This window comes from Cupriavidus sp. 94F1, assembly GCF_057798875.1.
Map to the genome: position 1 here is coordinate 99890 of NZ_JBYOJT010000007.1, position 24065 is coordinate 123954.

At 67.4% G+C, this 24065-nt stretch carries 23 protein-coding genes; 7 read left to right on the plus strand and 16 right to left on the minus strand.

Annotated elements, in window-relative coordinates; all coding sequences use genetic code 11:
* Positions 1–91: 91 nt before the first annotated feature.
* Positions 92–850 (plus strand): SDR family oxidoreductase, encoded by a 759-nt coding sequence (locus AC3FJ6_RS18810; RefSeq protein ID WP_488773234.1) that lies wholly within the window; start codon positions 92–94, stop codon positions 848–850.
* A gap of 192 nt (positions 851–1042) precedes the next feature.
* On the opposite strand, the gene AC3FJ6_RS18815 is transcribed toward AC3FJ6_RS18810, so the two are convergent.
* The 5 genes from AC3FJ6_RS18815 to AC3FJ6_RS18835 form a co-directional block, all read right to left on the minus strand.
* Positions 1043–2155: an acetoin dehydrogenase dihydrolipoyllysine-residue acetyltransferase subunit gene (locus AC3FJ6_RS18815; protein ID WP_488773235.1), complete on the minus strand. Its 1113-nt coding sequence runs from the start codon at positions 2153–2155 to the stop codon at positions 1043–1045.
* Positions 2155–3171, minus strand: a complete 1017-nt coding sequence (locus AC3FJ6_RS18820) for an alpha-ketoacid dehydrogenase subunit beta (protein ID WP_153947901.1) — start codon at positions 3169–3171, stop codon at positions 2155–2157. The genes AC3FJ6_RS18815 and AC3FJ6_RS18820 overlap by 1 nt, the downstream gene beginning before the upstream one ends.
* Positions 3172–3199: 28 nt before the next feature.
* Positions 3200–4198, minus strand: coding sequence for a thiamine pyrophosphate-dependent dehydrogenase E1 component subunit alpha (locus AC3FJ6_RS18825; protein ID WP_488773236.1), 999 nt, complete (start codon positions 4196–4198; stop codon positions 3200–3202).
* A 57-nt stretch (positions 4199–4255) separates the two neighbouring features.
* On the minus strand, positions 4256–5299 hold the full coding sequence (locus AC3FJ6_RS18830; protein ID WP_488773237.1) for an ATP-NAD kinase family protein: 1044 nt from the start codon (positions 5297–5299) through the stop codon (positions 4256–4258).
* Between the two features lie 193 nt (positions 5300–5492).
* The gene (locus AC3FJ6_RS18835; RefSeq protein ID WP_488773238.1) at positions 5493–7502 is read right to left on the minus strand and encodes a sigma-54-dependent Fis family transcriptional regulator; all 2010 of its coding nucleotides are present in this window, start codon (positions 7500–7502) and stop codon (positions 5493–5495) included.
* A 300-nt stretch (positions 7503–7802) separates the two neighbouring features.
* Here AC3FJ6_RS18835 and AC3FJ6_RS18840 point away from each other — a divergent pair, with 300 nt between their 5' ends.
* A complete protein-coding gene (locus AC3FJ6_RS18840; protein WP_488773239.1) occupies positions 7803–9398 on the plus strand; it encodes an FMN-binding glutamate synthase family protein in 1596 nt (531 codons plus the stop codon).
* On the opposite strand, the gene AC3FJ6_RS18845 is transcribed toward AC3FJ6_RS18840, so the two are convergent.
* The 8 genes from AC3FJ6_RS18845 to AC3FJ6_RS18880 all read right to left on the minus strand — a co-directional run bounded on the left by AC3FJ6_RS18845 (position 9399) and on the right by AC3FJ6_RS18880 (position 16212).
* A complete protein-coding gene (locus AC3FJ6_RS18845) occupies positions 9399–10175 on the minus strand; it encodes a YdcF family protein (RefSeq protein WP_488773240.1) in 777 nt (258 codons plus the stop codon).
* 94 nt (positions 10176–10269) lie between these two features.
* Positions 10270–11058, minus strand: a complete 789-nt coding sequence (gene pcaD, locus AC3FJ6_RS18850) for a 3-oxoadipate enol-lactonase (RefSeq protein WP_488773241.1) — start codon at positions 11056–11058, stop codon at positions 10270–10272.
* A 14-nt stretch (positions 11059–11072) separates the two neighbouring features.
* Positions 11073–11357, minus strand: coding sequence for a muconolactone Delta-isomerase (gene catC, locus AC3FJ6_RS18855; protein WP_488773242.1), 285 nt, complete (start codon positions 11355–11357; stop codon positions 11073–11075).
* A gap of 45 nt (positions 11358–11402) precedes the next feature.
* Positions 11403–12461, minus strand: a complete 1059-nt coding sequence (locus AC3FJ6_RS18860) for a cyclase family protein (protein WP_488773243.1) — start codon at positions 12459–12461, stop codon at positions 11403–11405.
* Between the two features lie 21 nt (positions 12462–12482).
* Entirely contained in the window at positions 12483–12779 is a 297-nt protein-coding gene (locus tag AC3FJ6_RS18865) for a YciI family protein (protein ID WP_488773244.1), read from the minus strand.
* 36 nt (positions 12780–12815) lie between these two features.
* Positions 12816–14153 carry a short-chain fatty acid transporter gene (locus tag AC3FJ6_RS18870; protein ID WP_488773245.1) on the minus strand — a complete coding sequence of 446 codons (1338 nt, stop codon included), beginning with the start codon at positions 14151–14153 and terminating at the stop codon, positions 12816–12818.
* 361 nt (positions 14154–14514) lie between these two features.
* Entirely contained in the window at positions 14515–15156 is a 642-nt protein-coding gene (locus AC3FJ6_RS18875; protein ID WP_488773246.1) for a BON domain-containing protein, read from the minus strand.
* 156 nt (positions 15157–15312) lie between these two features.
* Complete coding sequence (locus tag AC3FJ6_RS18880; RefSeq protein ID WP_488773247.1) at positions 15313–16212, minus strand: LysR family transcriptional regulator; 900 nt, start codon at positions 16210–16212, stop codon at positions 15313–15315.
* Between the two features lie 132 nt (positions 16213–16344).
* Between AC3FJ6_RS18880 and AC3FJ6_RS18885 the strand changes: the two genes are divergently transcribed.
* Complete coding sequence (locus AC3FJ6_RS18885; RefSeq protein ID WP_488773248.1) at positions 16345–17799, plus strand: amidase; 1455 nt, start codon at positions 16345–16347, stop codon at positions 17797–17799.
* Between the two features lie 236 nt (positions 17800–18035).
* Positions 18036–18971, plus strand: coding sequence for a LysR family transcriptional regulator (locus AC3FJ6_RS18890; RefSeq protein WP_488773249.1), 936 nt, complete (start codon positions 18036–18038; stop codon positions 18969–18971).
* 16 nt (positions 18972–18987) lie between these two features.
* Here the strand turns inward: AC3FJ6_RS18890 and AC3FJ6_RS18895 are convergent, their stop codons facing one another.
* Positions 18988–19938, minus strand: coding sequence for a dihydrodipicolinate synthase family protein (locus tag AC3FJ6_RS18895; RefSeq protein WP_488773250.1), 951 nt, complete (start codon positions 19936–19938; stop codon positions 18988–18990).
* A 245-nt stretch (positions 19939–20183) separates the two neighbouring features.
* Here AC3FJ6_RS18895 and AC3FJ6_RS18900 point away from each other — a divergent pair, with 245 nt between their 5' ends.
* From AC3FJ6_RS18900 to AC3FJ6_RS18910, 3 genes are read left to right on the plus strand one after another with little or no spacing between them, the layout of a single operon-like run.
* Entirely contained in the window at positions 20184–21149 is a 966-nt protein-coding gene (locus AC3FJ6_RS18900; RefSeq protein WP_488773251.1) for a Bug family tripartite tricarboxylate transporter substrate binding protein, read from the plus strand.
* Between the two features lie 47 nt (positions 21150–21196).
* Entirely contained in the window at positions 21197–22222 is a 1026-nt protein-coding gene (locus AC3FJ6_RS18905; RefSeq protein WP_488773252.1) for a 4-hydroxythreonine-4-phosphate dehydrogenase PdxA, read from the plus strand.
* 25 nt (positions 22223–22247) lie between these two features.
* Entirely contained in the window at positions 22248–23423 is a 1176-nt protein-coding gene (locus tag AC3FJ6_RS18910) for an L-rhamnonate dehydratase (RefSeq protein ID WP_488773253.1), read from the plus strand.
* Between the two features lie 24 nt (positions 23424–23447).
* Here the strand turns inward: AC3FJ6_RS18910 and AC3FJ6_RS18915 are convergent, their stop codons facing one another.
* The gene (locus AC3FJ6_RS18915; protein ID WP_488773254.1) at positions 23448–23717 is read right to left on the minus strand and encodes a Txe/YoeB family addiction module toxin; all 270 of its coding nucleotides are present in this window, start codon (positions 23715–23717) and stop codon (positions 23448–23450) included.
* Positions 23714–23983 (minus strand): type II toxin-antitoxin system Phd/YefM family antitoxin, encoded by a 270-nt coding sequence (locus AC3FJ6_RS18920; RefSeq protein WP_066740286.1) that lies wholly within the window; start codon positions 23981–23983, stop codon positions 23714–23716. The genes AC3FJ6_RS18915 and AC3FJ6_RS18920 overlap by 4 nt, the downstream gene beginning before the upstream one ends.
* Positions 23984–24065 lie beyond the last annotated feature (82 nt).

Here is a 24065-nt window from a genome sequence, read left to right on the forward strand (position 1 = left end):
CCGATTATCCAAACCAGACTCTCGCGCATAGTGCAGTGACACCGCAGCCAGACGCGGTTGCCCACCACCCATGACCGACCGGAGCCCAGCCATGACCGCCGCCCTTTCAACCCCCTCCCAGCCGACTCGCGTCGCCATCGTGACAGGTGCCTCGCGCGGCATCGGCGCCGCCATCGCCCGACGCCTGGCGGCCGACGGCCTCACGATTGTCGTCAACTACGCCGGCAGTGCCCGCGAAGCCGAAGCCGTGGCCGCGGACATCGAGGCCGCCGGCGGCCGCGCCCTCACCCATCAGGCCGACGTCAGTGACCCGGCTGCCGTGGCCCGCATGTTCGCCGCAGCCGAGGCGGCGTTTGGTGGCGTCGATGTGCTGGTCAACAACGCCGGCATCATGAAGCTCGCCACGCTGGCCGAGACCGACGACGCGCTGTTCGACAGCGTCATGCATATCAACGTAAAGGGCACGTTCAACACGTTGCGCGAGGCGGCACGGCGCCTGCGCGACGGCGGCCGTGTCATCAATCTGTCGTCCAGCCTGGTGGGCCTGCTGATGCCAACCTACGGCGTCTACGCGGCCTCGAAAGCGGCCGTGGAAGCCCTGACCGCCGTGCTGATGAAGGAGGTGCGCGGCCGCAATATCACCGTCAATTCCGTAGCCCCGGGGCCGACCGCCACCGAGCTGTTCCTCGACGGCAAGTCGCCGGAACTGATCGACCGCATGGCAAGGATGGCGCCGCTCGAACGCCTGGGCACGCCGGAGGATATCGCCAACGCCGTGGCGTTCTTTGCCGGTGCAGACGGGGCGTGGGTCAACGGGCAGACGCTGCGGGTCAATGGGGGGGTGATTTGAGGTCGGTCTGCGGGTTGTTGCTGTCGGTTTGCTCCCCTCTCCCGCAGCGCGGGAGAGGGGTCGGAGGAGAGGGCGCGGCGGTCCAAATCGAGACCCTCGCATCCCGAGAGGCTCGCCCTCTCCCCCGCCCCTCTCCCATAAATGGGAGAGGGGCGACCATCTCTGGCGAAGCCAGCTGTTGTCCGCCCCGCCCTACCCCGCCAGGTGCCCTCTCAGCAGCCCGTTCACCTCGCCGGCCTTTTCCATCTGGCTCATGTGGCCGGCATCGTCGAACACCGTCACGGTGGCGCCAGCCGGGGCGTTTTCCGCGTGGGCGGGCGGGACGACCTGGTCCCGGGCGCCCCAGATCACCAGCGTGCGTTTGCCCGCCTCGGCCAGGCGCCGGCCCGGTTGCTCGCGCTGGCGGCCATCGGCGAACAGGCTGGCGCCCAGTGCCGCCAGTGCCTCGGGCACGCCGTCAAGCCGCTTGTACCGCAGCAGGTCGTCCAGCATCTGCCGGCTGACCAGATCGGGGTTGGCGAACAGCAGTTCGATGACCGGCTTCAGGTCGCGGCGCGACTGCGCGTTGACAAAGCCTTCCGTGTAGCCGTTGTTGATCTCGTCGCCAAAGCCCACCGGGGACACCAGCGCGACGGACAGCACGCGGTGCGGGGCGTCCACGGCCAGTTGCGCGGCAATGCCGCCGCCCATCGAATGGCCCACCAGGTGCGCCTGGCCGATGTCCAGCGCGTCAAGAAAGCGGGTCACGAAGCCGGCCATCTCCGCCAGCGTCGTGCCAGCCAGGCGGGGCGTGGTCTGTCCGTGCCCCGGGAGATCCAGCGCCACCACGGTGTACGTGTCCGCCAGCGGATCGAGGTTGAACAGCCAGTTGTCCAGATCTCCGCCAAAGCCGTGGAGGAAGAGCACCGCCTCCGCGCCGTGGCCCCTGCGGGCGTAGCGGACGCGCAGGCCGTCGACCTCCACGAACTGATAGGCGGGGCCGGCTTCGTCTTCATCTTCGTCGTCGGCCGGCGTCTCGTAGCTGGCGACATACGCGTCGATTTCCGCATCGCTGACCTCATCGGGTGCGAGTACGCCAAGCAGCGCCTTCACAGGCAGCACGTCGCCCGCCTCGGCCACCTTGCGCCGCAGCGTGCCGGCGTCGGGGGCTTCCACGGCGTTGGCGATCTTGTCGGTTTCCACATCGAGGATCGGCATGCCCACGGTAATCTCTGCGCCGGTGTCGACCAGCCAGGCATTGATGGTGCCTTCCTTCATCGACAGGCCCCACTTGGGCATCACGATCGGGGTGATTGCTGCGGCCATCAGTGCTTGCCTCCCTTCATGGTCTTGCGCGCGGCTTCCACGATGCGGGCTGCGCTGGGGATATACAGGTCTTCGAGCGTCGGCGAGAACGGCACCGGCGTATGCGGCGGGCAGACCATCTCGATGCCGGCCTTGAGCGCGCCAAACGCCTGCTGCACGGTCTGGGCGGCGATGTCGGTGGCGATATTGCAGCGCGGGCTGGCTTCGTCCACCACCACCAGGCGGCCGGTGTTTTCCACCGATTCGAGCACGGTGTCCATGTCCAGCGGCGACAGCGTGCGCAGGTCGATCACTTCGGCCTCGATGCCGTCCCTGGCCAGCGTGGCCGCCGCCTCCAGCGCGCGATGCACCATCAGGCCATAGCTGACGATGGTCACGTCCTTGCCGTCGCGCGCGATATTGGCCTCGCCGAACGGGATCGCGTAGGCGCCCTCGGGCACGTCGCCCTCCAGCCCGTACAGGTTCTTGTGCTCGCAGAAGATCACGGGGTCGTTGTCGCGGATGGCCTGGATCAGCAAGCCCTTGGTGTCGTACGGCGTGGAAGGGCACACCACCTTCAGCCCCGGGATATGCGTGAAGATCGGCGTCAGCATCTGGCTGTGCTGCGCGGCCGCGCGGAAACCGGCGCCGACCATGGCGCGGATCACCACCGGCGTTTCGGCCTTGCCGCCGAACATGTAGCGGAACTTGGCGGCCTGGTTGAAGATCTGGTCGAAGCAGACGCCCATGAAGTCGATGAACATCAGCTCGGCGATCGGGCGCATGCCACAGGCAGCGGCGCCGATGGCGGCGCCCACGTAGGCCGATTCGGACAGCGGCGTGTCAAGCAGGCGGTCGCCGTGCCTGGCATAGAGCCCCTTGGTCACGCCGAGCACACCGCCCCAGGCGTCTTTCTCGCCGTCGGCCCCTGCGCCGCCGACAATATCCTCGCCGAGCATGATCACACTCGGATCGCGGGTCATTTCCTGGTCGATCGCCTCGTTGATCGCCAGCTTCATACTGAGTTTGCGGGCCATGATGCTGTCTCCTTTGTTTTGGAATGGCTTAGTAGCTCACGTAGACATCGGTCAGCAGGTCTTCGGGCCCCGGCAGCGGCGCCGCCTTGGCCTCCTGCACGGCGTGGTCGATCAGCGCGGCCACCTCGCGGTCGATGGCATCGAACTCGTCGCGCGTCACCACGCCGGCCTGGGTCACGGCCCGCGTGAACAGCTTCAGGCAGTCCTTGTTGGCCCGGATATCGTCCAGCTCGCCCGCGCCGCGATAGGTCTGGGCGTCGCCCTCGAAGTGACCGTAGAAGCGGACCATCTTGCATTCCAGCAGCGACGGGCCGCCCCCTTCGCGCGCACGCCGGATGACCTCGCCGGCCGCCTCGTGCACGGCAAAGAAGTCGGTGCCGTCCACGGTCACGCCCGGAATGCCGAAGCCGGCCGCGCGATCGACATAGCTGTCGACGGCCGTGCCATAGTCGCGCGACGTCGATTCCGCGTAGCCGTTGTTCTCGATGACGAAGATCACCGGCAGGTTCCACACCGCCGCCAGGTTCAGGCTTTCCAGGAAAGTGCCCTGGTTCGACGCCCCGTCGCCGCAGAACGTGATGCCGACCTCGCCCTTGCCGCGAAACTTGGCCGCCAGCGCCGCGCCGCAGACCAGCGGTGCGCCAGCGCCCAGGATGCCGTTGGCGCCCATCATCCCCTTGGACAGGTCGGCGATATGCATCGACCCGCCCTTGCCGTTGCACGAACCGCCCTTCTTGCCGTAGATCTCCTTCATCATCGCCACCGGGTCCACCCCCTTGGCGATGCAGTGGCCGTGGCCCCGGTGCGTACTGGCGATGCGGTCGCCATCGTGCAGATGGTGAAGAATGCCCACGCCCGCCGCCTCCTCGCCGGCGTAGAGGTGCACGAAGCCGGGAATATCCCCCCGGCCGAAATCCACATGCAGGCGTTCCTCGAAATCGCGGATCGTCCGCATCTTGCGGTACACGGTCAGCAATGTCTCCTTGTCGAGGGGCAGCTGCGCTGACTGCGAAGTGCTGGCGCTCATGGTCGTCTCCTTTGGTGGTGGTACTGCCTTGTGATGGTGGGATGAAGGGGGGCCGGCTCAGGTCAGCGCCGGCACGCTGCGCATCAGCTGCTCGCACGCGGCGTAGCGCATGCAGGCCGCCACGTCGATGCTGCGGAACGCGTGGTCGTGCAACGTGACGGTTACCTCGTCGTGCGGCCCGAACGCCAGCTCGCGTTCGCCGTCCAGCGCGACGATGCCGGCGCGCTGGCGCACACGGTGCGGCCGCGCGTGCGCAATGCGGTGCCAGCCGGCAATCGGCACGGTGCAGAGCAGGCCCGGCGCAATCGGCGCCAGCAGATCGAAGGCGCCCTCGCCGGCCGGTGCCAGCTCGATGGCCAGGCCGCCCGGCTCACGCCGCCCAATCGGCTCCAGCAGCCCGGCGATGGCCGACAGGCCAATTGCCTGCGGATCGGCATAGGCCACGTAGACGGCGGCCAGCGTGTCGGCCCGCCAGAGCGCACGGGCGCCGATGAACTGCTCGTGCGCGATCACGGCATCGACCAGGGCAATATCGCGCCGGAAGCCGCCATCGGCATCGCGAATCACGATATCGAGCCGCTTGTTCGACGCCAGCGCGCGGCCCGCGGGAATCTGCCCGGTGGCGTACAGCCCCGCGGCCAGCCCGGTGATGGTCGGCTCGCGCATTTCGGGGAAGGCGTTGTTGGTGCCGGTGGAAAGCCCGGCAATCGGCACTGCGCCGCATTCGCGCACCACGGCGCGGTGCGTACCGTCGCCACCCAGCACGATGATCACGGACACGCCGGCTTCGGCCATATGACGGGCGGCGTGCAGCGTATCGTCGACGCGCGCGGTCACCGGCATGTCGATGAAGTCCACCGCCGGCAGGCGGGCATCGGGCCCCTGGTGGCGCGTCAGGTGCCGGTTCAGCATGACGCGCAGGCCCTCGCGGTCCGGCATCATCATCACGCGGTCGATGCCGCTGGCCGCCAGCGCGGCCAGCAGGCGCAGCACGATATTGACGCGGTCGGCCAGCTGAAGGCTGTTGGCGTTGGCGATCACGCGGCGGATATCGCGCGCCGATACGGGATTGGCGATGATGCCGACCAGCGGTACGCCCATGTCCTGTCTCCTGTCGCTCTTGTCGTGACAGGGTCTTTGCAATGGGTGTGCCAGGGACTTGGCGGCGATGCCAGGGGCGGAAATCGCGGGAAATGGTGTGCGGCCCCACGGGATAACCCGGAGGCCGCACGCCATTGCGCCGGGTCAGGGTGTGACAGGTGTCACAGTACAGGTGTCCTGGGCTGGACAGTCGTCACGGCTGGCTGCCATCGCGCCGGTTGGGCGACGCGATGCCGTACCGCTCCATGCGCCGGTATAGCGTCATGCGGCTGATGCCGATCTGCCGCGCCACCGCGCTCAGGTTCCAGCCCGACGCGCGCAGGTACTGCATCAGCAGCATGGCCTCGGGTGTAGCTTCGGGCGGCACCGCCCGGGCCTCGGCTTCCGCATCGGCCGAACGCAACGCGGCGCCTGCCGGGGCGCTGGCACCGAATCCGTCGGGCAGGTCATCGGGCGTGACCACGCCACCGTGGCAGATCGCGCAGGCGTATTCGATGACATTGCGCAGCTCGCGCAGATTGCCGGGCCAGCGGTGGGCATGCAGCCGCTGGCGCGCGGTGTCGGCCAGCGTCACGGTTCGCGGATTGCGCGGCCCTGGCGCGGCCCGCTGCCCGGCATCGCCGCCGGCCAGCATCTTGTCGATCAGCCAGTCCAGGTCCTGCCGCTCGCGCAGCGGGGGCAGCTCGAAGCGCGCGCCGTTCAGGCGGTAATAGAGATCCTCGCGGAACTGGCCGGTTTCCACCAGTTGGTCCAGCCGGTGGTGCGTGGCCGAGATCACGCGCACATTGACGGGCACCGGCCGCGTGGCGCCGATGGGCAGGACCTCGCCTTCGGCCAGCACGCGCAGCAGCCGCGATTGCAGGTCGCGCGGCATGTCGCCAATCTCGTCGAGGAACAGCGTGCCGCCATCGGCCTCCTGGATCAGGCCGCGCTTGCCGCGCGCCCCGGCCCCGGAAAAGCTGTTGGGCAGGTGGCCGAACAGTTCGCTTTCGATCAGCGTTTCGGGAATCGCCGCGCAATTGAACGCCACGAATGGCTGGGCCCGACGCGCGCTGGCCTGGTGCAGCGCCTTGGCGAAGTATTCCTTGCCGCTGCCGGTCTCGCCGTGAATCAGCAGGTGGATGCGCGCATCGACCAGCCGTGCCGCGCGTTGCAGCTGCTGTTGCATGGCAGAGTCGCCGCCGCTCAGGGCCGCCAGCGCGGCCGGCAGTGCCGCCACGGGTTGCGCATCAGGTCGCGACTGCCAGCGCAGCGCGGGCGGCATCACGCTCAGGTACAGCAGGCCGCCGCTACGGTGCAATGCCACCAGCCGCTGTTCGCTGGGCCGGGAATAGACAAAGCGCCCCAGATCGTCGATCCGGGCATCGAACAGCGCCTCGAACGACTGCCCCAGCACGGGCGTGCCGGGGCTTTCGCCCTCCAGCATGCGTCTGGCGCGGTTGTTGCAGCCGACAATGCGGCCTGCGGCGTCGAGCGCCAGCAGGTATTCGGGGCTGACATCGACGAACTCCGGCGCGACATTGAGCTTCAGGATCCAGTCCCGGTGATGGACGCGCAGGAAGTTGGCGTTTTCGATATGGGCGGCGTAGATGCGCACCATCTGCAGCGCCAGGCCCTGGCTGGCCTTGGCCTCGGGCGACGTCAGCGCCGAGATGTCCAGAATCGCGTTGAGCCGGCCCTGCGTGTCGAACAGCGGCGCGGCGGTACAGGTCAGCGGGATATGCGTGGCATCGAAGTGATCGGCCTGATGGACGGTCAGCGCCTCGCCCGTGACCAACGCCGTTCCGACGGCACAGGTGCCCGCGCCGGCTTCGCTCCATTCCGACCCCAGGTAGAGGCCCGCGTGACGCAGCGCGGCGTCGGTATTGGCATCGCCGATATAGTCGACGGTCACCCCCTGGGCATCGGTCAGGAGCACCACATACCCAAGGCCGGCGACGTGACCATATAGCGATTCCAGCCCGTGCCGGGCGATGCGTGCGAAGTCGTCGATCCGCTGCTGGTGCTCGCGCAGGCACGACGGCTCCACGATCCGCGCCTCTTGCATGCGTGACGGGTCCAGGCCGTACTGATGGACGCAGCGCCGCCACGAGTTCTGGATCATCGCGTCGTGCCCGATTGGCGCGGCGGATTCGGCAGGCAGGGGCAGCCAGGTGGTGGCATGCACCACGGTTTCGATGTGCTCGCGTTGCCGCAGGTCCATCGCTGTCTCCTTATCGGTCTGCGGGGTACTGTATCCCACCGCCCTGCCGGCGCAAACGCGGCGCTGCACCATCGCGCCGCGAAATGCGCTGGCGATCACTTATTGGCGGTTAATGGCGTTATTAACTCGCTGTCCGTCCCGCTTGCCGCCGTCCAACCCACCGGGTGCAGCGCGATCATTCGGCGGTTAATCGCATTTTGTTGTCCGATTCTCAAAACAGCGTTTCCCGTGACGGCACTTCACTTGCCGCCCTATACGCGGGATCATCCAGGGTTGCCAAAAACCGGAAGAGTCCCTCACATGTTCGAGCGTCGTTATGGGGCCGTGGCCCTGTCAGCCTGCGGCCTGATCGTCCTGACCGCCCTGGCGGCCACGCGTGCCGTGTCGTGGTGGTGGGTGGCGCTGCCGCTGGCGCTATGCCTGGTGGGCGCCCACGACCTGCTCCAGCGCCGCCACGCCATCCTGCGCAACTACCCCATCTGGGGTCACGCGCGTTTTTTCCTGGAATTCATCCGCCCGGAAATCCGCCAGTACTTCATCGAGGACGATACGTCCGAGGCGCCCTTCTCGCGCGCCCAGCGCAGCCTGGTGTACCAGCGCGCCAAGAACGAGGTGGATAGCCGTCCGTTCGGCACCGAATCTGACGTCAAGCGCCCGGGCTACGAATGGATCAGCCACTCGCTTGCCCCGACCAAAATCCCGTCGGCCGATTTCCGCGTCACGGTGGGGGCCGACCGCGCCCAGCCCTACGACATCTCGGCCTTTAATGTTTCTGCGATGAGCTTCGGCGCGCTGTCGGCCAACGCCATCCGCTCGCTCAACCGCGGCGCCAAGATTGGCGGGTTCGCCCACGACACTGGCGAGGGCTCGATTTCGCCCTATCACCGCGCCGAGGGCGGCGACCTGATCTGGGAACTGGGCTCGGGCTACTTCGGCTGCCGCCGCGCGGATGGCAGTTTCGACCCCGAGCTGTTCGCCAGGCAGGCAGCCGACCCGCAAGTCAAGATGATCGAGGTCAAGCTGTCGCAAGGCGCCAAGCCGGGCCATGGCGGGGTGCTGCCAGCCGCCAAGATCACGCCCGAAATCGCGGCCACGCGCGGCGTGCCGATGGGTGTCGATTGCGTGTCGCCCGCCGCCCATAGCGAATTCTCCACGCCGCTGGAACTGCTGCAATTCGTCGATCGGCTACGTAACCTGTCGGGCGGCAAGCCCACCGGCTTCAAGCTGTGCATCGGCCATCCGTGGGATTTCTTTGGCGTGGTCAAGGCGATGCTGGCATCGGGAATCCTGCCGGATTTCATCGTGGTCGATGGCGCCGAAGGCGGCACCGGTGCGGCCCCGCTGGAGTTTGTCGACCATATCGGCGTGCCGCTGCAGGAAGGGCTGCTGCTGGTCCACAACACGCTGGTCGGCGCCAACCTGCGCGGCAAGATTCGCGTGGGCGCCAGCGGCAAGCTGATCAGCGCGTTCGATATTGCCCGCACGCTGGCGATGGGGGCGGACTGGTGCAATGCGGCCCGCGGCTTCATGTTCGCGCTGGGTTGCGTGCAGGCGCAGAAGTGCCACACCGACCGCTGCCCCGTGGGCGTGGCCACGCAGGACCCGGTCCGCCAGCGCGCCATCGTGGTGCCGGACAAGGCCGAGCGCGTGGCCAATTTCCATCGTCATACGGTGCATGCGCTGCAGGAACTGCTGCAGGCGGCCGGGCTGCATTCGCCCGGCGAACTGACCCCGCACCATATCGTGCGGCGTCTGTCGCCCAGCGAGGTCAAGCCGATGTCCGAGCTGTTCGATTTCCTGCAGCCGGGCGACCTGATCAACGGCAACCTGCGTTTCAGCCTGTGGGAAAAGTACTGGCCGATGGCCCGCGCGGACCATTTCGGCATCCCGGTCTGATCAGTACTCGCCCAGCGCCCAGCCGCTGATATAGGCGAAGTATTCGCGCAGCCAGGCGTTGTAGCGCACGTACAGCGGCGTCGGCGCAGCCACGCCCGACACCGCGCCGAAGCCGGCCTTGCGCGCAATGCGCTCGGCGCGCAGCAGGTGAAAGTCGCTGGTCACCATCGCCAGTGGCGCGTCGGCGCCGATGCCATGCTGTGCCAGCACCTGGCGCGAGAAACGCATGTTCTCCTCGGTGCTGGTGCTGCGGTCCTCGCGCAGCACGCGTTGCGGCGCCAGGCCATGGCGCACCAGATAGTCGGCCATCAAGCCGGCTTCGGTGCAGTCGAGCCCCCCGAAATCGCGGCCGCCGGTCACCACGACCGGCACCGCCGGCCACTGGCGGGCCAGCGCCAGCCCCGTGTCGAGGCGAGACTTCAGCGTGGGGGATACCTCGCAGTTGGGCGATCCGGACCCCAGTACGAGGATGGCCGCCGGCGGCTGCATGGCTGCGTCAGGCGCGGTGAGCGTGGTCGGCGCATGGGCGCCATGGCTCAGGAAGCGGAAGAAGACGGCGACGCTGAGCAGCCAGACGATCAGGATTGCCCAGCCGGCGCGCCATAGCCACGCCGCGCCCGGATACGTGCGGCGCCAGCGCGCCACCGTGTGCCAGCGCGCCGCCAGGGCAAGCGCGGCCAGTCCGAGCACGCCCGGCACGACCACGCCAAAATTCATCACGCCCCGCAGCGCCAGCATCAGGGCATCGCCAAGCAGCACGCTGCCCAGCAACGCCATCGCTATTCGCCACCCTTTCGATCGATTCGCCATTCCCGCGTCCACAAGCTGTGTCAGGCGGCGATGCTACAACCGAATGGCGGCCTGGCGATTGTCAGCTGGCAAGAAACTTCACCACCGCCTGGTTGAACCCGTCCACCTGCTGCAGGTTGGAAAGGTGCGCGGCGTACAGTTCGACGTACTGCGCGCCGGGGATGGTATCGGCCAGATAGCGGCCATCGGCGGGCGGTGTCGGGATATCGCCCGAGCCGGCAATGACCAGCGTGGGCGTGGTGATGCGGCCAATGTCGGCACGCAGGTCGGAATCGCGCACGGCCAGGCAATTGGCGGCGTAGCCACGCGCATCGGTGGCGCCGAGCATGGCGCGCAGGTGCTGGACCAGTTCCGGCTGCTGCGCGGCGAAATCGGGGGTCAGCCATTTGTCGACCACGGCGGCGGCGATCGACGCTACACCATCGCGCTCCACGGCGGCGGCGCGGTTGGTCCAGTTCTCGGGCGGGCCGATATAGGCAGCCGTATTGCAGAGCACCAGCTTCTGCAGGCGGTCGGCGTGGTGCAGCGCCAGCCACATGCCCGTGATGCCGCCCATCGACAGGCCGCAGAAATGCACGCGCTGCAGGCCCAGGTGATCGAGCAGCGCGATCACATCGCCGCCCAGCTGGGCGATGCGGTACGGGCCCTCGGTCACGGCCGACTGGCCATGGCCGCGCGTGTCGTAGCGCAACACTCGGAAATGCTTCGTCAGTGCAGCCATCTGCGGCTGCCACATCTCGAAGCTGGTGCCCAGCGAGTTGGACAGCACCAGCACCGGCAGGCTGGCATCGCCATCGAGCTGGTAGTGGAGCTTGACGCTGGACGGGGCGGACAGTTCGGCGAAGGGCATGATCGGGCTCCGGCTCAGTTCTGGGCGATGGCCGAACCGTGCTGCGCCAGCGCGGTGACCTTCATTTCCATGTACGGATACAGCGGCAGCGCCGTCAGGATCGCGTGCAGCTCGTCGGCGTCCTTGACGTCGAAGATGCTCACGTTGGCGTACTGGCCAGCCACGCGCCACAGGTGACGCCACTTGCCGTCGCGCTGCAGTTGCTGCGAGTAGGCCTTTTCGTCGGCCTTGATCTTGTCCGCCACCTGCGGATCGAGCGAATGGGGGATACGGACAGTCATTTCGACCATGAACAGCATGGCGGCTCCTTCTTGATTAATGGGGGTGACAGGCGCGTGGCGGCATCAGACGGTGGCAACCGGCGTCACAGGAGATCCCATCGCGCCGGGCAGCCGCAACGGCGGCGCCGACAGGAAAAAACGGTGGCGGCCCTCGGCACGCAGATAAGCCGCCAGGTCGCGCAGGTGCCAGAGTTCGCCCAGCGGCAAACCCAGCTTGAACAGGCAGTGGTGATGCAGCGGCAGCATCGGCACCGGCCCGGCGCTGTCGGGCACCGGCCGCGCCGGATAGCGTTCCACCGCGTAGTTGTCTGCCGCGATCGCGGCGATGTCGGTGTCCGTGATCCACTGCAGCAGGCGCTCGTCGCGCCCGTCCAGCGCACAACAGCTGTTGTGCAGCAGCGCGGCGTCGGGCTGGCCCGCCATTTCCACGAGCATCTCGGCAAACCCGGTGCGCAGCACCAGGATGTCGCCGCGGCCTACCTCCACGCGGTCGGCGTCGATCACGCGCATCAGGTCGTCGTAGCCCACCGTGCGGCATTCGCGGCCGTAGTGGTGCGCCAGGTCAACCAGCACGCCGCGCGCCTGGATGCCGTGCGTGGCGAAGGTCTCGATGCCCAGCGCCTCGGCGTGGCTATGATCGTGGCCGCAGGCGTGCGCCGCGAAGTGGTCGGCTTCGGCGTAGTCCACCGGCCCGACGATATCGGTATTGGGCCGGAACCCGTTGTAGTACACGCGCTCGGCCACGCCGTCGCCGTCGGCATCGAACAACGCGCCCACGTGCGCCAGCGAATCCCATTGCGTGGAGTACTGCATCGACAGCAGCACCTGGTCGTCGCTGAGCACATCCAGCGCGCGCGGGTCCACCTTGGCCAGCGGGAAGTTGACGTACGCGACGTCGCCGCGGAACGTGGGCCGCAGCACCGGCGGATGCCGGCGCGGGTTCAGCACGTTGCCGCCGGGCAGGTCCAGCGGCAGCGACAGGCAGAACGTACGGCCGCTGCGGATTTCCTGGGCGGCGGCCCGCACGCAGTCCGCCGTGATCAGGTTCAGGCGGCCAAGCTGGTCGTCATCGCCGAAATCGCCCCAGTTGGCGCCTTCGGGTCGTTGCTTCCATCGTTTCATGAGAACGGCTCAGATATCAGCTCAGAGATGGCGCACGCCGTCCAGGTAAGCCTTGCGCCAGCGCACGATCCTGACCTCGGCAAACAGGTCCGCCTGGTGGAACGGATCGGCCTCGATAAAGGCCTGGGCCGCCTCGCGCGTATCGACGTCGAGGATGTAGATCCCGCCGCCGCCATCGCTGCCGTCGTCGTTCAGCTTCGCGCCGCAAGCCAGCAGCAGCTGCTTGTTGGCTTCCAGGTAATCCAGGTGCGTGGGCCGGTTGGCCTGGCGCACGTGCTGGTGATTGGGCTTGTCGAAGGTTTCGATCAGGTACGGCATGCAAGGTCTCCAGGTTGTACGTACTGCGCAAGGACTTCAGTGGGTGGCCATGCCCCAGGCCAGCATCGCCACGATGTAGATGGCACCGACCCAGAACATCATGATCACGGTGTAGCCCATCACGTCCTTGAGTTTGAGCTTCGAGAGCGCCAGCGCCGGCAGGATCCAGAACGGTTGCACCAGGTCGTTCCACGCGTTGCCCAGCATCACCGACATTGACGTCTGCGCCACCGAACTGCCGATGGCCTTGGCCGCATCGACCATGAACGGGCCCTGGATCACCCAGTGGCCGCCGCCGGACGGGGCAAAGAAGTTGATCACGAAGCTGCTGACCAGGCCCCAGAACGGCAGGGTCTGCGGCGTGGCGATATCGACGAACACGCGCGAGATGGTATCCACCAGCCCCGAGCCCGCCATCACCGCCATGATGCCCGCGTAGAACGGATATTGCAGGATGATGCCCGAAATCGTCTTGATGCCTTCGTTGAGCTTGGCCACGTAGTTGGCCGGCGTGCCCAGCAGCAGCACGCCGATGAACAGGATCAGGAAGTTGATCAGGTTCAGGTCCAGCGTACCGCCCTGCATGAAGTACAGCACCGCATAGGCCATGCCGCACAGCCCGATCAGCAGGCTCAGCAGGCGGCTGTTGTTCATGCGCGCGGCCAGCGTGTTCTCGATGCCCATGCTATGGCCGCCGGCTACCGGTTCCCGTGCCTCCGGTTCTTCCTGGATCTCGACCACGTCCCTGGCATCGCGCGGATGCAGCATGGCGTTGAGCAGCGGCAGCGTGACGATCACGGCCAGGCTGGTCAGCAGCATCGGCACCGAAAAAATGGTGTCCTTGAGCGCGATGACGCCCATCAGCTTTTCCATCGGGTGTCCCGGCGTGGAGATCAGCACCGGGATACTGGCCGACAGGCCCAGGCCGTACATCGTGAAGCCGCTATAGGCCGAGGCAATGATCAGCGGGTAATGCACGCCCTTGACCTTCACAGCCAGCTTGCGCGCGATGATGCCGCCGATCACCAGGCCGAAGCCCCAGTTCAGGTAGCTGCCGATGCCGCCCACCAGCGTCGCCACGATGATCGCGCCACGCGGCGTGGCCACCCGGGCCACGATGCCGTTCAGGAAGCGGTCCACCAGCGGCGCGGTGGCCAGCACGTAGCCCATGGCCAGGATCACGGCCATCTGTGTGGTGAACGAGAGCAGGTTCCAGAAGCCCTTGCCCCAGTTGGTGATGATGGCGCTGGCGCCCTGCCCCTCCACCAGCATCGCCATGACCATGCTGAGCAGCGTCAGGCCGATGGCAAACACGAAGGGGTCCGGCAGATACCGGCGCATCAGTTCCGTAAAGAACCCGGCAACCTTGTTCAAGGCTTGTCTCCTGAGAGTCGAAATGACCGCATGTCGAACCAGCGTTCTACATGCGAACGTCTTTTAGTCGTGCCCGGGAGCGTAAGACTTTGTATCGAGCAATGTCAAGGCAACGAATCGGCCCATTCATTCCGTTGCGCGCAACAATTCGATGCTGCGGCGCAGCGCAACATGACCCATTGCCGATAGCCCGAGGGCCGGTGTTCATCAGGGGGAAACAGGGATTTTGCGATGCAGCATCGACCTTTCAGGTCAGAAAGGTGGATGTCCGGTATCCGCACAGAACGCGGGGCCGTCGTGACGGCGACAGGCCAGTAAAAAGGCCCGGCACATGGCCGGGCCTTCGGAGGCATATCGCACTTCAGCGAATGCGCAGTTCGTTGCGCACGTCCTTCACGCCCATGACATGTTCGGCGATGTCCTCGATGCGATGCTTCTCGCTCCGGTCATGGGCCGCGCCGCGCAGCGTGACCACGCCGCCATCGACATCGACCTCCACCTCCTGCAAGTCGACGTGGCCGTCGTGCGCCAGGCGCGAGCAGACATCGTCGCGAATGCGCTCGTCGGAGCGGACGTAGCCTTTTGGCCAGACGGGCTCGGATCGATGCACCGGCCCGCCGTAGCCGCCACCATAGCCACCGCCATAGCCACCCCCGTAGCCGCGCTCGGCCTCGGCGGGCACGCCGGCCACACGGCCCCCGGCTCCGGGCCGATAGCGCAGGGCGCCATCCTCGTGCCGATCCTGCCAGTTCACGTCCGCCGCGCGATGCCAGCGGGCGCGGCCGGGTGCGGTGCGCAGGCCGTCGTCGTCGGCAATGCCATAGGCGGCCGGATCGACATGCGATGACGCATACACGCTGGCGTCCGGCCTGGGGCCGCGCGCCCACGGGCGCGGATACGAATCCGGGCCGCCAAAGTCCTCGGTCTGGTCGTGCACGGCCCAGTCGCTGCCTTCATTGAGCACACCGGGGCGGAACCAGGGGTTTTTCAGCTTCTGTGTCATCTGGGTCTCCTTAGCGCGTCTGCCGCGATCCCGGGAACCCTGCAATTTCTGTTCCGCTGCCTGTCCGGCCGCAATCGCCCGAACTTTCGGCGGGAACCGCGCACGGGCCATGTAGACCTGCGCGCGTGCGTGGAAGATTTACCGCACCCGGGTGTGTCAGTCAGCCCCCAGCCGCGCGCGCAGGAAATCCACAAAGGCACGCACTTTGGGCGATGCCACCGCACCGCGCGGAAACACCGCGTTGAAATCCTGCGCAGGCCCGGTCCATTCGGGCAGCACGCGCCGCAGCCGTCCCGCCGTGACATCGGCGGCCATGCTCCGGTGCATGGCCAGCGACAGGCCCTGCCCCGCGCAAAGCGCATCGTGCAGCAGCGCAGGATCGCTGGCGACGATGACCGGGTCCACGGCGAAAGACTGGGTGCGCCCGCCGTCCCTGCGCAGCGGCCACGCATAGCCGCGCTCGCGGCGCGCCTGGTGCAGGGCCAGCGTGGCATGGCCCACGAGTTCGGACGGGTGCACCGGCATGCCGGCGCGCTCCAGATAGCCGGGGCTGGCATAGACGCCCGTGGCAAAGCTGCCGAGCCGGCGCGCCACCAGTTCGGAATCGGGCAGCACACCCAGGCGCAGCGCCACGTCGATGTCATCGGCCACCAGGTCGAGCGGCACATGCGAAGCCAGGATTTCGAGCCTGACCTCGGGACAGGCCGTTCGGAAATCCGCCAGCAATGGCGCGATCCACGCCGCCCCGAACGAATACGGCAGCGTCACGCGCAACCAGCCGCGCGGGCCCGCCTGCAACTGGTGGACCGCCGCCTCGGCGTCGTCGATCTGGCGCACCATGTCGCGCGCATGGGCGTAGTACAGCCCGCCCGCCTCGGTCAGCCCAAGCCGGCGCGTGGTCCGATGCAGCAACTGGGCACCCAATTGCGTTTCCAGCGCCATCACCCGGCGGCTGACCGTGGTCTTGGGCATCTTCAGCAGCCGCGCCCCGGCCGTGAAGCTGCCCGCCTGCACCACGCGCACAAAGATCAGCGTGTCGTTGAGATCCGCGGCCATGCGGTCCACTCCCGAAAGCAAAGAGGCGGAGATTGTCCCATCAATGGGCCAATCACGCCCATTTCCGAGGACTAATCAGCATGCGCGGCCATCTCTACGATGCCCACATTCCCCCTGCAAGCTGGAGCCAACATGAAACTGAGCGAATACGTTACCCACGACGCGCTGGGCCTGGCCGCCCTTGTCGCCCGCAAGGAAGTCACAGCCCAGGAACTGGCCGAACTGGCACGCGCGGCGATCGAAGCGGTCAACCCCGCCATCGGCGCGGTGGTCGAGCATTGGCCGCTGGCCGACGCCGGGCAGGCTTCGATCGATGGGCCACTGGCCGGCGTGCCCTTCCTGATCAAGGACCTGGCCGTCGCCATGGCCGGCAAGCGGCTGGAACTGGGGTCGCGGCTGGCGGCCGGGCTGGTGGCGCCAAACGATTCGAACCTGATGCAGCGGCTGCGCGCCGCCGGACTGGTCACGCTGGGCCGCACGGCAACGCCTGAAATGGCGTTCAGCACGGCCACCGAATCGGTGCAACAAGGCCAGACCCGCAATCCGTGGGATACGCGGCGCAGCGCGGGCGGTTCCAGCGGTGGCGCTGCCGCAGCCGTGGCGGCCGGGATCGTGCCGCTGGCCCATGCCACCGATGCGGCGGGATCGATCCGCGTGCCGGCATCGTTCACAGGCCTGTTCGGTCTCAAATCCACGCGCGGCCGGGTCTCGAATGGTCCGGCACTCGACGAGGTCTTTGCCGGGCTTGGCGTGCAAGGCGGCCTGAGCCGCACCGTGCGCGACAGCGCCGCGCTGCTCGATGCCATCCACGGCACGGCAGCCGGCGAGCCGTACCACACGGCGGCCCCCGCGCGGCCCTTCCTCGCCGAGGTCGGCCGCGACCCGGGACGCCTGCGCATCGGGCTGATGCTGGCGCCCTGGAACGATGGCGCCGTGTCACAAGTTGTGACCGATGCCACTGCCGATGCCGCCCGCAAGCTGGCCGATCTGGGCCATCACGTCGAACTGGTGCGCCCGAACCTTAGGGTGTCCTGGGAAGCCTTCGTCCATGCCAACGCGCAAATCTGGTGTGCCACGCTGGTGAACTGGATCGACGCCATCGCCGTGCAGACCGGCCGGCGCGTGGATGCCGATACGCTGGAACCTGCCACGCTGGCGGCCTATCGCTACGGCCAGCGTGTCACCGGCACCGCCTTCGCGGCGGCCCTGGATGTCCGCAACGCCGTGACGCGCGCCACGGCCGGCTGGTTTGCCGAGACCGACATCCTGATGACGCCCACCATGCCAGACCTGCCCGAGCCGGTGGGCACCTATGCGGCCGGCGCCGAACAGATGGACGGCCTGGCATGGACCGCGCGCGTGTTCCGGCACTCGCCGTTCACCCCGGCCTTTAACGTGGCGGGCCTGCCCGCGATGTCCGTCCCGATGGCGACAACGCCCACGGGGCCGCATGCCGGGTTGCCCATCGGCATCCAGTTCGGCGCCGGCTTCGGGCAGGAAGCGGCGCTGTTGCGCCTGGCCGGCCAGATCGAGCAGGCACACCCATGGGCCGGCCGGCTTCCGGCGGTCTGGGCGGGCCGGATGTGAAGCCCGGGCCGGGCGGATGTGAAGCCCGGTTCGGCGCCGGCTTCGGGCAGGAAGCGGCGCTGTTGCGCCTGGCCGGCCAGATCGAGCAGGCACACCCATGGGCCGGCCGGCTTCCGCCGGTCTGGGCGGGCCGGATGTGAAGCCCGGGCCGGGCGGATGTGAAGCCCGGGCGGGCCGGTGGGGCCGACGCATTAGAATGACGCGCCAGCCCTGCTCCACGTAGCCATCACCGCCCCATGATTCCGTCCGTCTCCGCCCTGCACAACCGCCTGAAGATGCAGCACCTGCGCCTGCTGGTCGCCATCGAGGAACGCGGCTCGCTGCGCCAGGCGGCCGAGGCCCTGACGCTGTCCCAGCCGGCGGTCAGCAAGATGCTGCAGGACATGGAAGACCTGCTCGGCGTGGCGCTGTTCGAGCGGCACGCGCGCGGCCTGCGGCCCACGCGCTTTGGCGGCGCGGCCACGCGCTACGCCAAGCTCGTGTTTGCCGACATGGCCGGGTTGCGCGATGAACTGGTGGCGCTGGAAGCGGGCAAGATCGGCCGGGTGCGCGTGGGCGCGGTGATGGCGCCCACGCCGGGGCTGCTCGCCAGCGCCATCCGCCAGCTCAACCGCGACCACCCGCAGCTTGAGATCGCCGTGCAGGTGGACACCAGCGACGTGCTGATGCCGCAACTGGAGCGCGACCAGCTCGACATCGTGCTGGGCCGCGTGCCCGAGGGCTGGGACAGCAGCGCGCTGGATTTCGAGCAGCTTGGCGACGAGGGCCTGGCCATCGTGGTCGGGCCGCAGCACCCGCTGGCGGCACGCAGCGAACTCGCGTTCGGGGAGCTGACCCGGTATCCGTGGATCATGCAGCCCCGCCCCAGCCCGATGCGGGCGCTGCTGGACCGCTCGTTCGAGGACGCCGGCGTGCCGGCACCGCCATCGACCATCGAGTCGGCAGCCGTGCTGATGACCACCTCGCTGCTGATCGACAGCGAACTGATTGCCGTCCTGCCCGCATCGGTGGCCGCCTACTACGCGCAGCTGGGCGCGCTGGCCGTGCTGCCGCTGCCCCTGCCGATCAAGCTCGGGCCGTACGGCATCGTCACCCGGCGCGGGCGCCCGGTGTCGGCGTCGATGAGCCTGCTGATCGATACCCTGCGCGCCCACGCCGCCTACACCGCCTGACCACTGCCCTGCCGGCTCAGCGGCCCCAGCGCAGCACCAGCGGATCGAGCCGCCGCGCCACCTTCAGCAAACCCTCGCGCGTGGCCGGGTGCATCGGCTGCAGCGGATGCCGCACGGCATCCGAGCGGATCACGCCGCCTTCCTGCATCAGCACCTTGGCCGTGGCCAGCCAGCCCTGTCGGTTTTCGTAGTTGATCAGCGGCAGCCATTGCTGGTAGCGGTCGGCCGCCGCGTCGGCATCGCCCGCCTGCCAGGCATCGAGGATCTGGCGGATGCCGTCCGGGTAGCCGGCCCCGGTCATGGCGCCGGTCGCGCCGGCTTCCAGGTCGGCCATCAGCGTGATGGCTTCCTCGCCGTCCCAAGGCCCCACGATGGCGTCGCCGCCCAGCGCGATCAGTTCGCGCAGCTTGGCGGCCGCCTGCGGCACCTCGATCTTGAAGTACGACACATTGGCCAGTTCGCGGGCCATGCGCGCCAGGAACGGCGCCGACAGCGTGGTGCCGCTGACCGGCGCATCCTGGATCATGATCGGGATGTCGATGGCCGCCGATACCGTGGCAAAGAACTCGTAGATGCTGCGCTCCGGCACCCGGATCGTGGCGCCGTGGTACGGCGGCATGACCATCACCATGGCGGCACCGGCGTCCTGCGCGGCGCGGCTGCGCTCGGCGCAGATGCGCGAACTGAAGTGCGTGGTGGTGACAATCACCGGCACGCGGCCGGCCACGTGGTCGAGCACGGTGGTCATCAGCAGCTGGCGCTCGTCGTCGGTCAGCACGAACTGCTCGGAAAAGTTGGCCAGGATGCAGATGCCGTGCGACCCGGCATCGATCATGAAGTCGATGCAGCGGCGCTGGCCGTCCAGGTCCAGCCCGCCCTGGGCGTCGAAGATCGTGGGCGCCACCGGGAATACGCCGCGATACTGGGTCGGGGCGGGGGTGGGACTGCGGGCCGGAATCTGGGTCATGCGGGTCTCCTGGTTGTCTTGTGCCGCCAAATATACGGGCCGCCCGCTGGCCTGCCTATTGAATCCTGCGGATACCCTGATCGCCTGTGGTGATCGCTCGGCGGCGGGCCAGCGCGCCGACGCCGCGTTAACCCCGATATCACCGCCGCTTATCGCCGCTTCAGAAATGCTCAGTTTTCGGGGGGTACTCATCTTTCGTATAGTGGACGTCACGCAGCGCAGACTGCCCATCGACGGAGACAATCATGAAGACATGGATGGCCGGCACCCTGGCCGGTATCGCGGTGTTTGGCATGGCGGCGCCATGCGCCCGGGCCGACGACGCGCGCCCGATCCGCATGATGGTGGGCGCCGCGCCCGGCGGCGGCACCGACATCATGGCGCGCATCGTCTCGGACAAGCTGTCCGCCATCCTGAAGCAGCCGGTGGTGGTCGACAACCGCCCCGGCGCATCGAACACCATCGCCGCCGACATCACCGCCAAGGCCCCGCCCGATGGCAACACGCTGCTGATGGGCGTGTCGACGTCGCAGGCCATCGCGCCGCACCTGCTCAAGCTGCAGTTCAACCCGCTGAAGGACCTCGTGCCCGTGACCCTGGTGGCCCAGGTGCCCAACGTGCTGGTGGTGAACAACCAGCTGCCGGTCCATGACGCGAAAACGCTGGTGGCCCAGATCCAGGCCAACCCGGACAAGTACCGCTACAGTTCGTCGGGCGTCGGCAGCACGCAGCATCTGGCGGCGGCGGCCTTCGTGCACCAGATCCACGGCAAGATGCTTCATGTGCCCTACAAGAGCAGCGCCAGCGGGCTGGTGGACCTGATGGGCGGCCAGGTGGACATGAGCTTCGAGACCATGCCGTCGGTCATCAACCATATCAAGGCCGGCAAGCTGCGCGCGCTGGCCGTGACGTCCGACAAACGCTCGGCGCTGCTGCCCAACGTACCCACGCTGAAGGAAGCCGGCGTGCCCGATATCCAGGCCAATACCTGGTACGGCGTCTACGCCACCGCCGGCACGCCCCCGGCCACGCTGCAGAAAATCAGCGCCGCCATGGCCCAGGTCATGAAGGACCCCGACACCGTCCGCCGCCTGGCCGACGTGGGGGCCGTGCCCGGCGCGATGGACCCCGCCCAGTTCGACGCCTTCTCGCGCAGCGAATATGCGCGCTACGGCAAGCTGATCGCCGAACTCGGCGTGAAACTGGACTGAATGGACTGAATGGACTGAATGGACGCAATCCTCTGATGGACCGAAACATGCCCCAACGCCCCCGTATTGCCATGGTGCTCGGCGACCCCGCCGGCATCGGCCCCGAACTGATCGCCCGGCTGCTGGCCGACCCCGTTGCCGCGCAGGCGCGCATCCTGCTGATTGCCGACCGCGAGGAATGGCGGCGCGGCATGGACGTGGCGGGCGTGAGCCTGTCGCTGCCCGAAGTGGAGCGGCCCGACTTCCAGGGCACCGAGCAGGGCCCGCGCCTGTATCACTGGAACCTGGACGACAAGCCGGCCTACCCGCGCGGCGAGGCCAGCGCCGCAGGCGGGCGCTACTGCCTCGGTACGCTGCAGGTGGCGCTCACGCTGGCCCAGGCGGGCCAGGCCGATGCCATCCTCTTCGGCCCGCTCAACAAGAGTTCGATGCATGCGGCCGGCATGGGCCACAACGACGAACTGCACTGGTTTGCCGAGAAGCTGGGCTACGGCGGCCCGTTCTGCGAATTCAATGTGCTGGACGGCCTGTGGACGTCGCGCGTGACCTCGCACGTCGCCATCAAGGAGGTGCCCGCGCTGATTACCCCGGCCCGCGTGCGCGACGCCATCGACCTGATCGACCACGCGCTGCGCCGGTCCGGCGTGGCGACCCCGCGCATCGCCGTATGCGGCCTGAACCCGCACAACGGCGACAACGGCGCATTCGGCCGCGAGGAAATCGACGTGATCGGACCGGCCGTGGCCGAGGCGCAATCGCGCGGCGTGGCGGCACAAGGCCCGTTCCCGGCGGACACCATCTTCCTGAAGGTCCAGGGGGGCCCGGACCAGCGCCAGTTCGATGCCATCGTCACGATGTATCACGACCAGGGCCAGATCGGCATCAAGCTGATGGGCTTCTCGCGCGGCGTGACGGTACAGGGCGGGCTGCCCGTGCCGATCACCACGCCGGCCCACGGCACCGCCTTCGACATCACGCAGCAGGGCCGGGCCAATCCGGGCGCCACGCTGCAAGCGTTCCACCTGGCCTGCCAGATGGGCGCCCGCCGGCTGGCGGATGCCCGCGCCGCCTGACCCCCATCGCCACCAGGACTCCACCATGAAAATCACCAACGTCCGCGCCCGCGTCTTTCAATGGAAAGGCAAGACGGTGCCGCCGCAGGCGCACTTCTGCACCAATGCCACCGACATCCTGTATGACCGCGGCGACGCCATGGGGTCGTTCCGCTTCCACGACTGGCTCGTGGTCGAGGTGGAAACCGACGATGGCCATGTGGGCATCGGCAACTGCGCGCTGGCCCCGCGCGTGGCCAAGCAGATCGTCGACCAGTACCTGGCGCCGATCGTGATCGGACAGGACCCGTTCGACAACGAATACCTGTGGCAGAAGATGTACCGCCGCACCCATGCCTGGGGCCGCAAGGGCATCGGCATGGCGGCGATCTCGGCCGTCGATATCGCGCTGTGGGACCTGATGGGCAAGGCCACCGGGCGGCCCGTGTTCAAGCTGCTGGGCGGCCGCACCAAGGAGAAGATCTGGTGCTACGCGTCGAAGCTCTACAACAACGATGACCGCGACGCCTTCCTGGGCGAAGCGCAGCGTTACCTGGATCAGGGCTTCACGGCGATGAAGATGCGCTTCGGCTATGGCCCCAAGGACGGCCCGGCTGGCATGCAGAAGAACCTGGAACAGGTGCGCCTGCTGCGCGAGCTGGTGGGCGATGGCGTGGACATCATGCTCGAGTGCTATATGGGCTGGACGCTCGAATACGCCCGCCGCATGATCCCGCGCCTGGCCGAATTCCATCCGCGCTGGCTGGAGGAGCCGGTCATCGCCGACGACATCGAGGGCTACGCCGAACTGAAGAAGATGAGCCCGTTCCCGATCTCGGGCGGCGAGCACGAATTCACCTCGTACGGCTTCAAGGACCTGCTGGAACGGCGCGCGGTGGACGTGATCCAGTACGACACCAACCGCGTGGGCGGCATCACCGCCGCACAGAAGATCAACGCGATGGCCGAGGCCTGGTCGGTGCCCGTGATCCCCCACGCCGGCCAGATGCACAACTACCACCTGACCATGGCGTCCACGGCATCGCCCATGTCGGAGTTCTTCCCGGTCCACGACGTGGAGGTGGGCAACGAACTGTTCTACTACATCTTCCAGGGCGAACCCGCGCCGGACAATGGCTACCTGCAGCTGGACGACCACCTGCCTGGACTGGGCCTGTCGCTCAACGAGGCGTATTTCGACCAGTTCGAGATTATCGGGTGATTGCCGGGAGGGCCCACACCATCGTCACCTGTCGCCATAGTGATAGCGGCAGCTGACGATGGACACCGCCGCGTCGTCGGCCTTGTAGACAAGGCGATTTGTGTCATCAATGCGCCGTGAGCAAAAGCCTGTCAGGTTTCCTTTCAGGGGTTCCGGCTTGCCGATGCCTTCAAATGGAGACCGCCGCGCGTCTTCGACCAGTTGATTGATCCGTTTCAACGTCTTGCGGTCCTGGCCCTGCCAGAACAGGTACTGCTCCCACGCATCGGCCGTGAACAGGATGTTGCGCGTCATTCGGCCGCATCGTCCGGGTCGACGAGTTTCCGCTGCTGCATCTCGCCTGCGCGCAACTGTTCCATGGAACGGGCAAGGTGAGCGGCGTTCGCCGGAGAGTTCAGCAGGTAGATCGTTTCCGCCCAACTATCGTATTGCTCCTGCGACATGATCACTGCGTTCGGCGCATCCCGGCGCGTGATCAGCACGGCGTCGTGGTCTTCAATCGCCTGATCGATGACGGCCTTGAGATTGTTGCGGGCGTCTGAAAAATGAACTGTGCGCATGTCATCACTCCAAATACATGTCCAATTAGCTGTACAAGTATAGCGGCATTGGCCCCGGTCCAACACTCAACCTTGCTGAAGT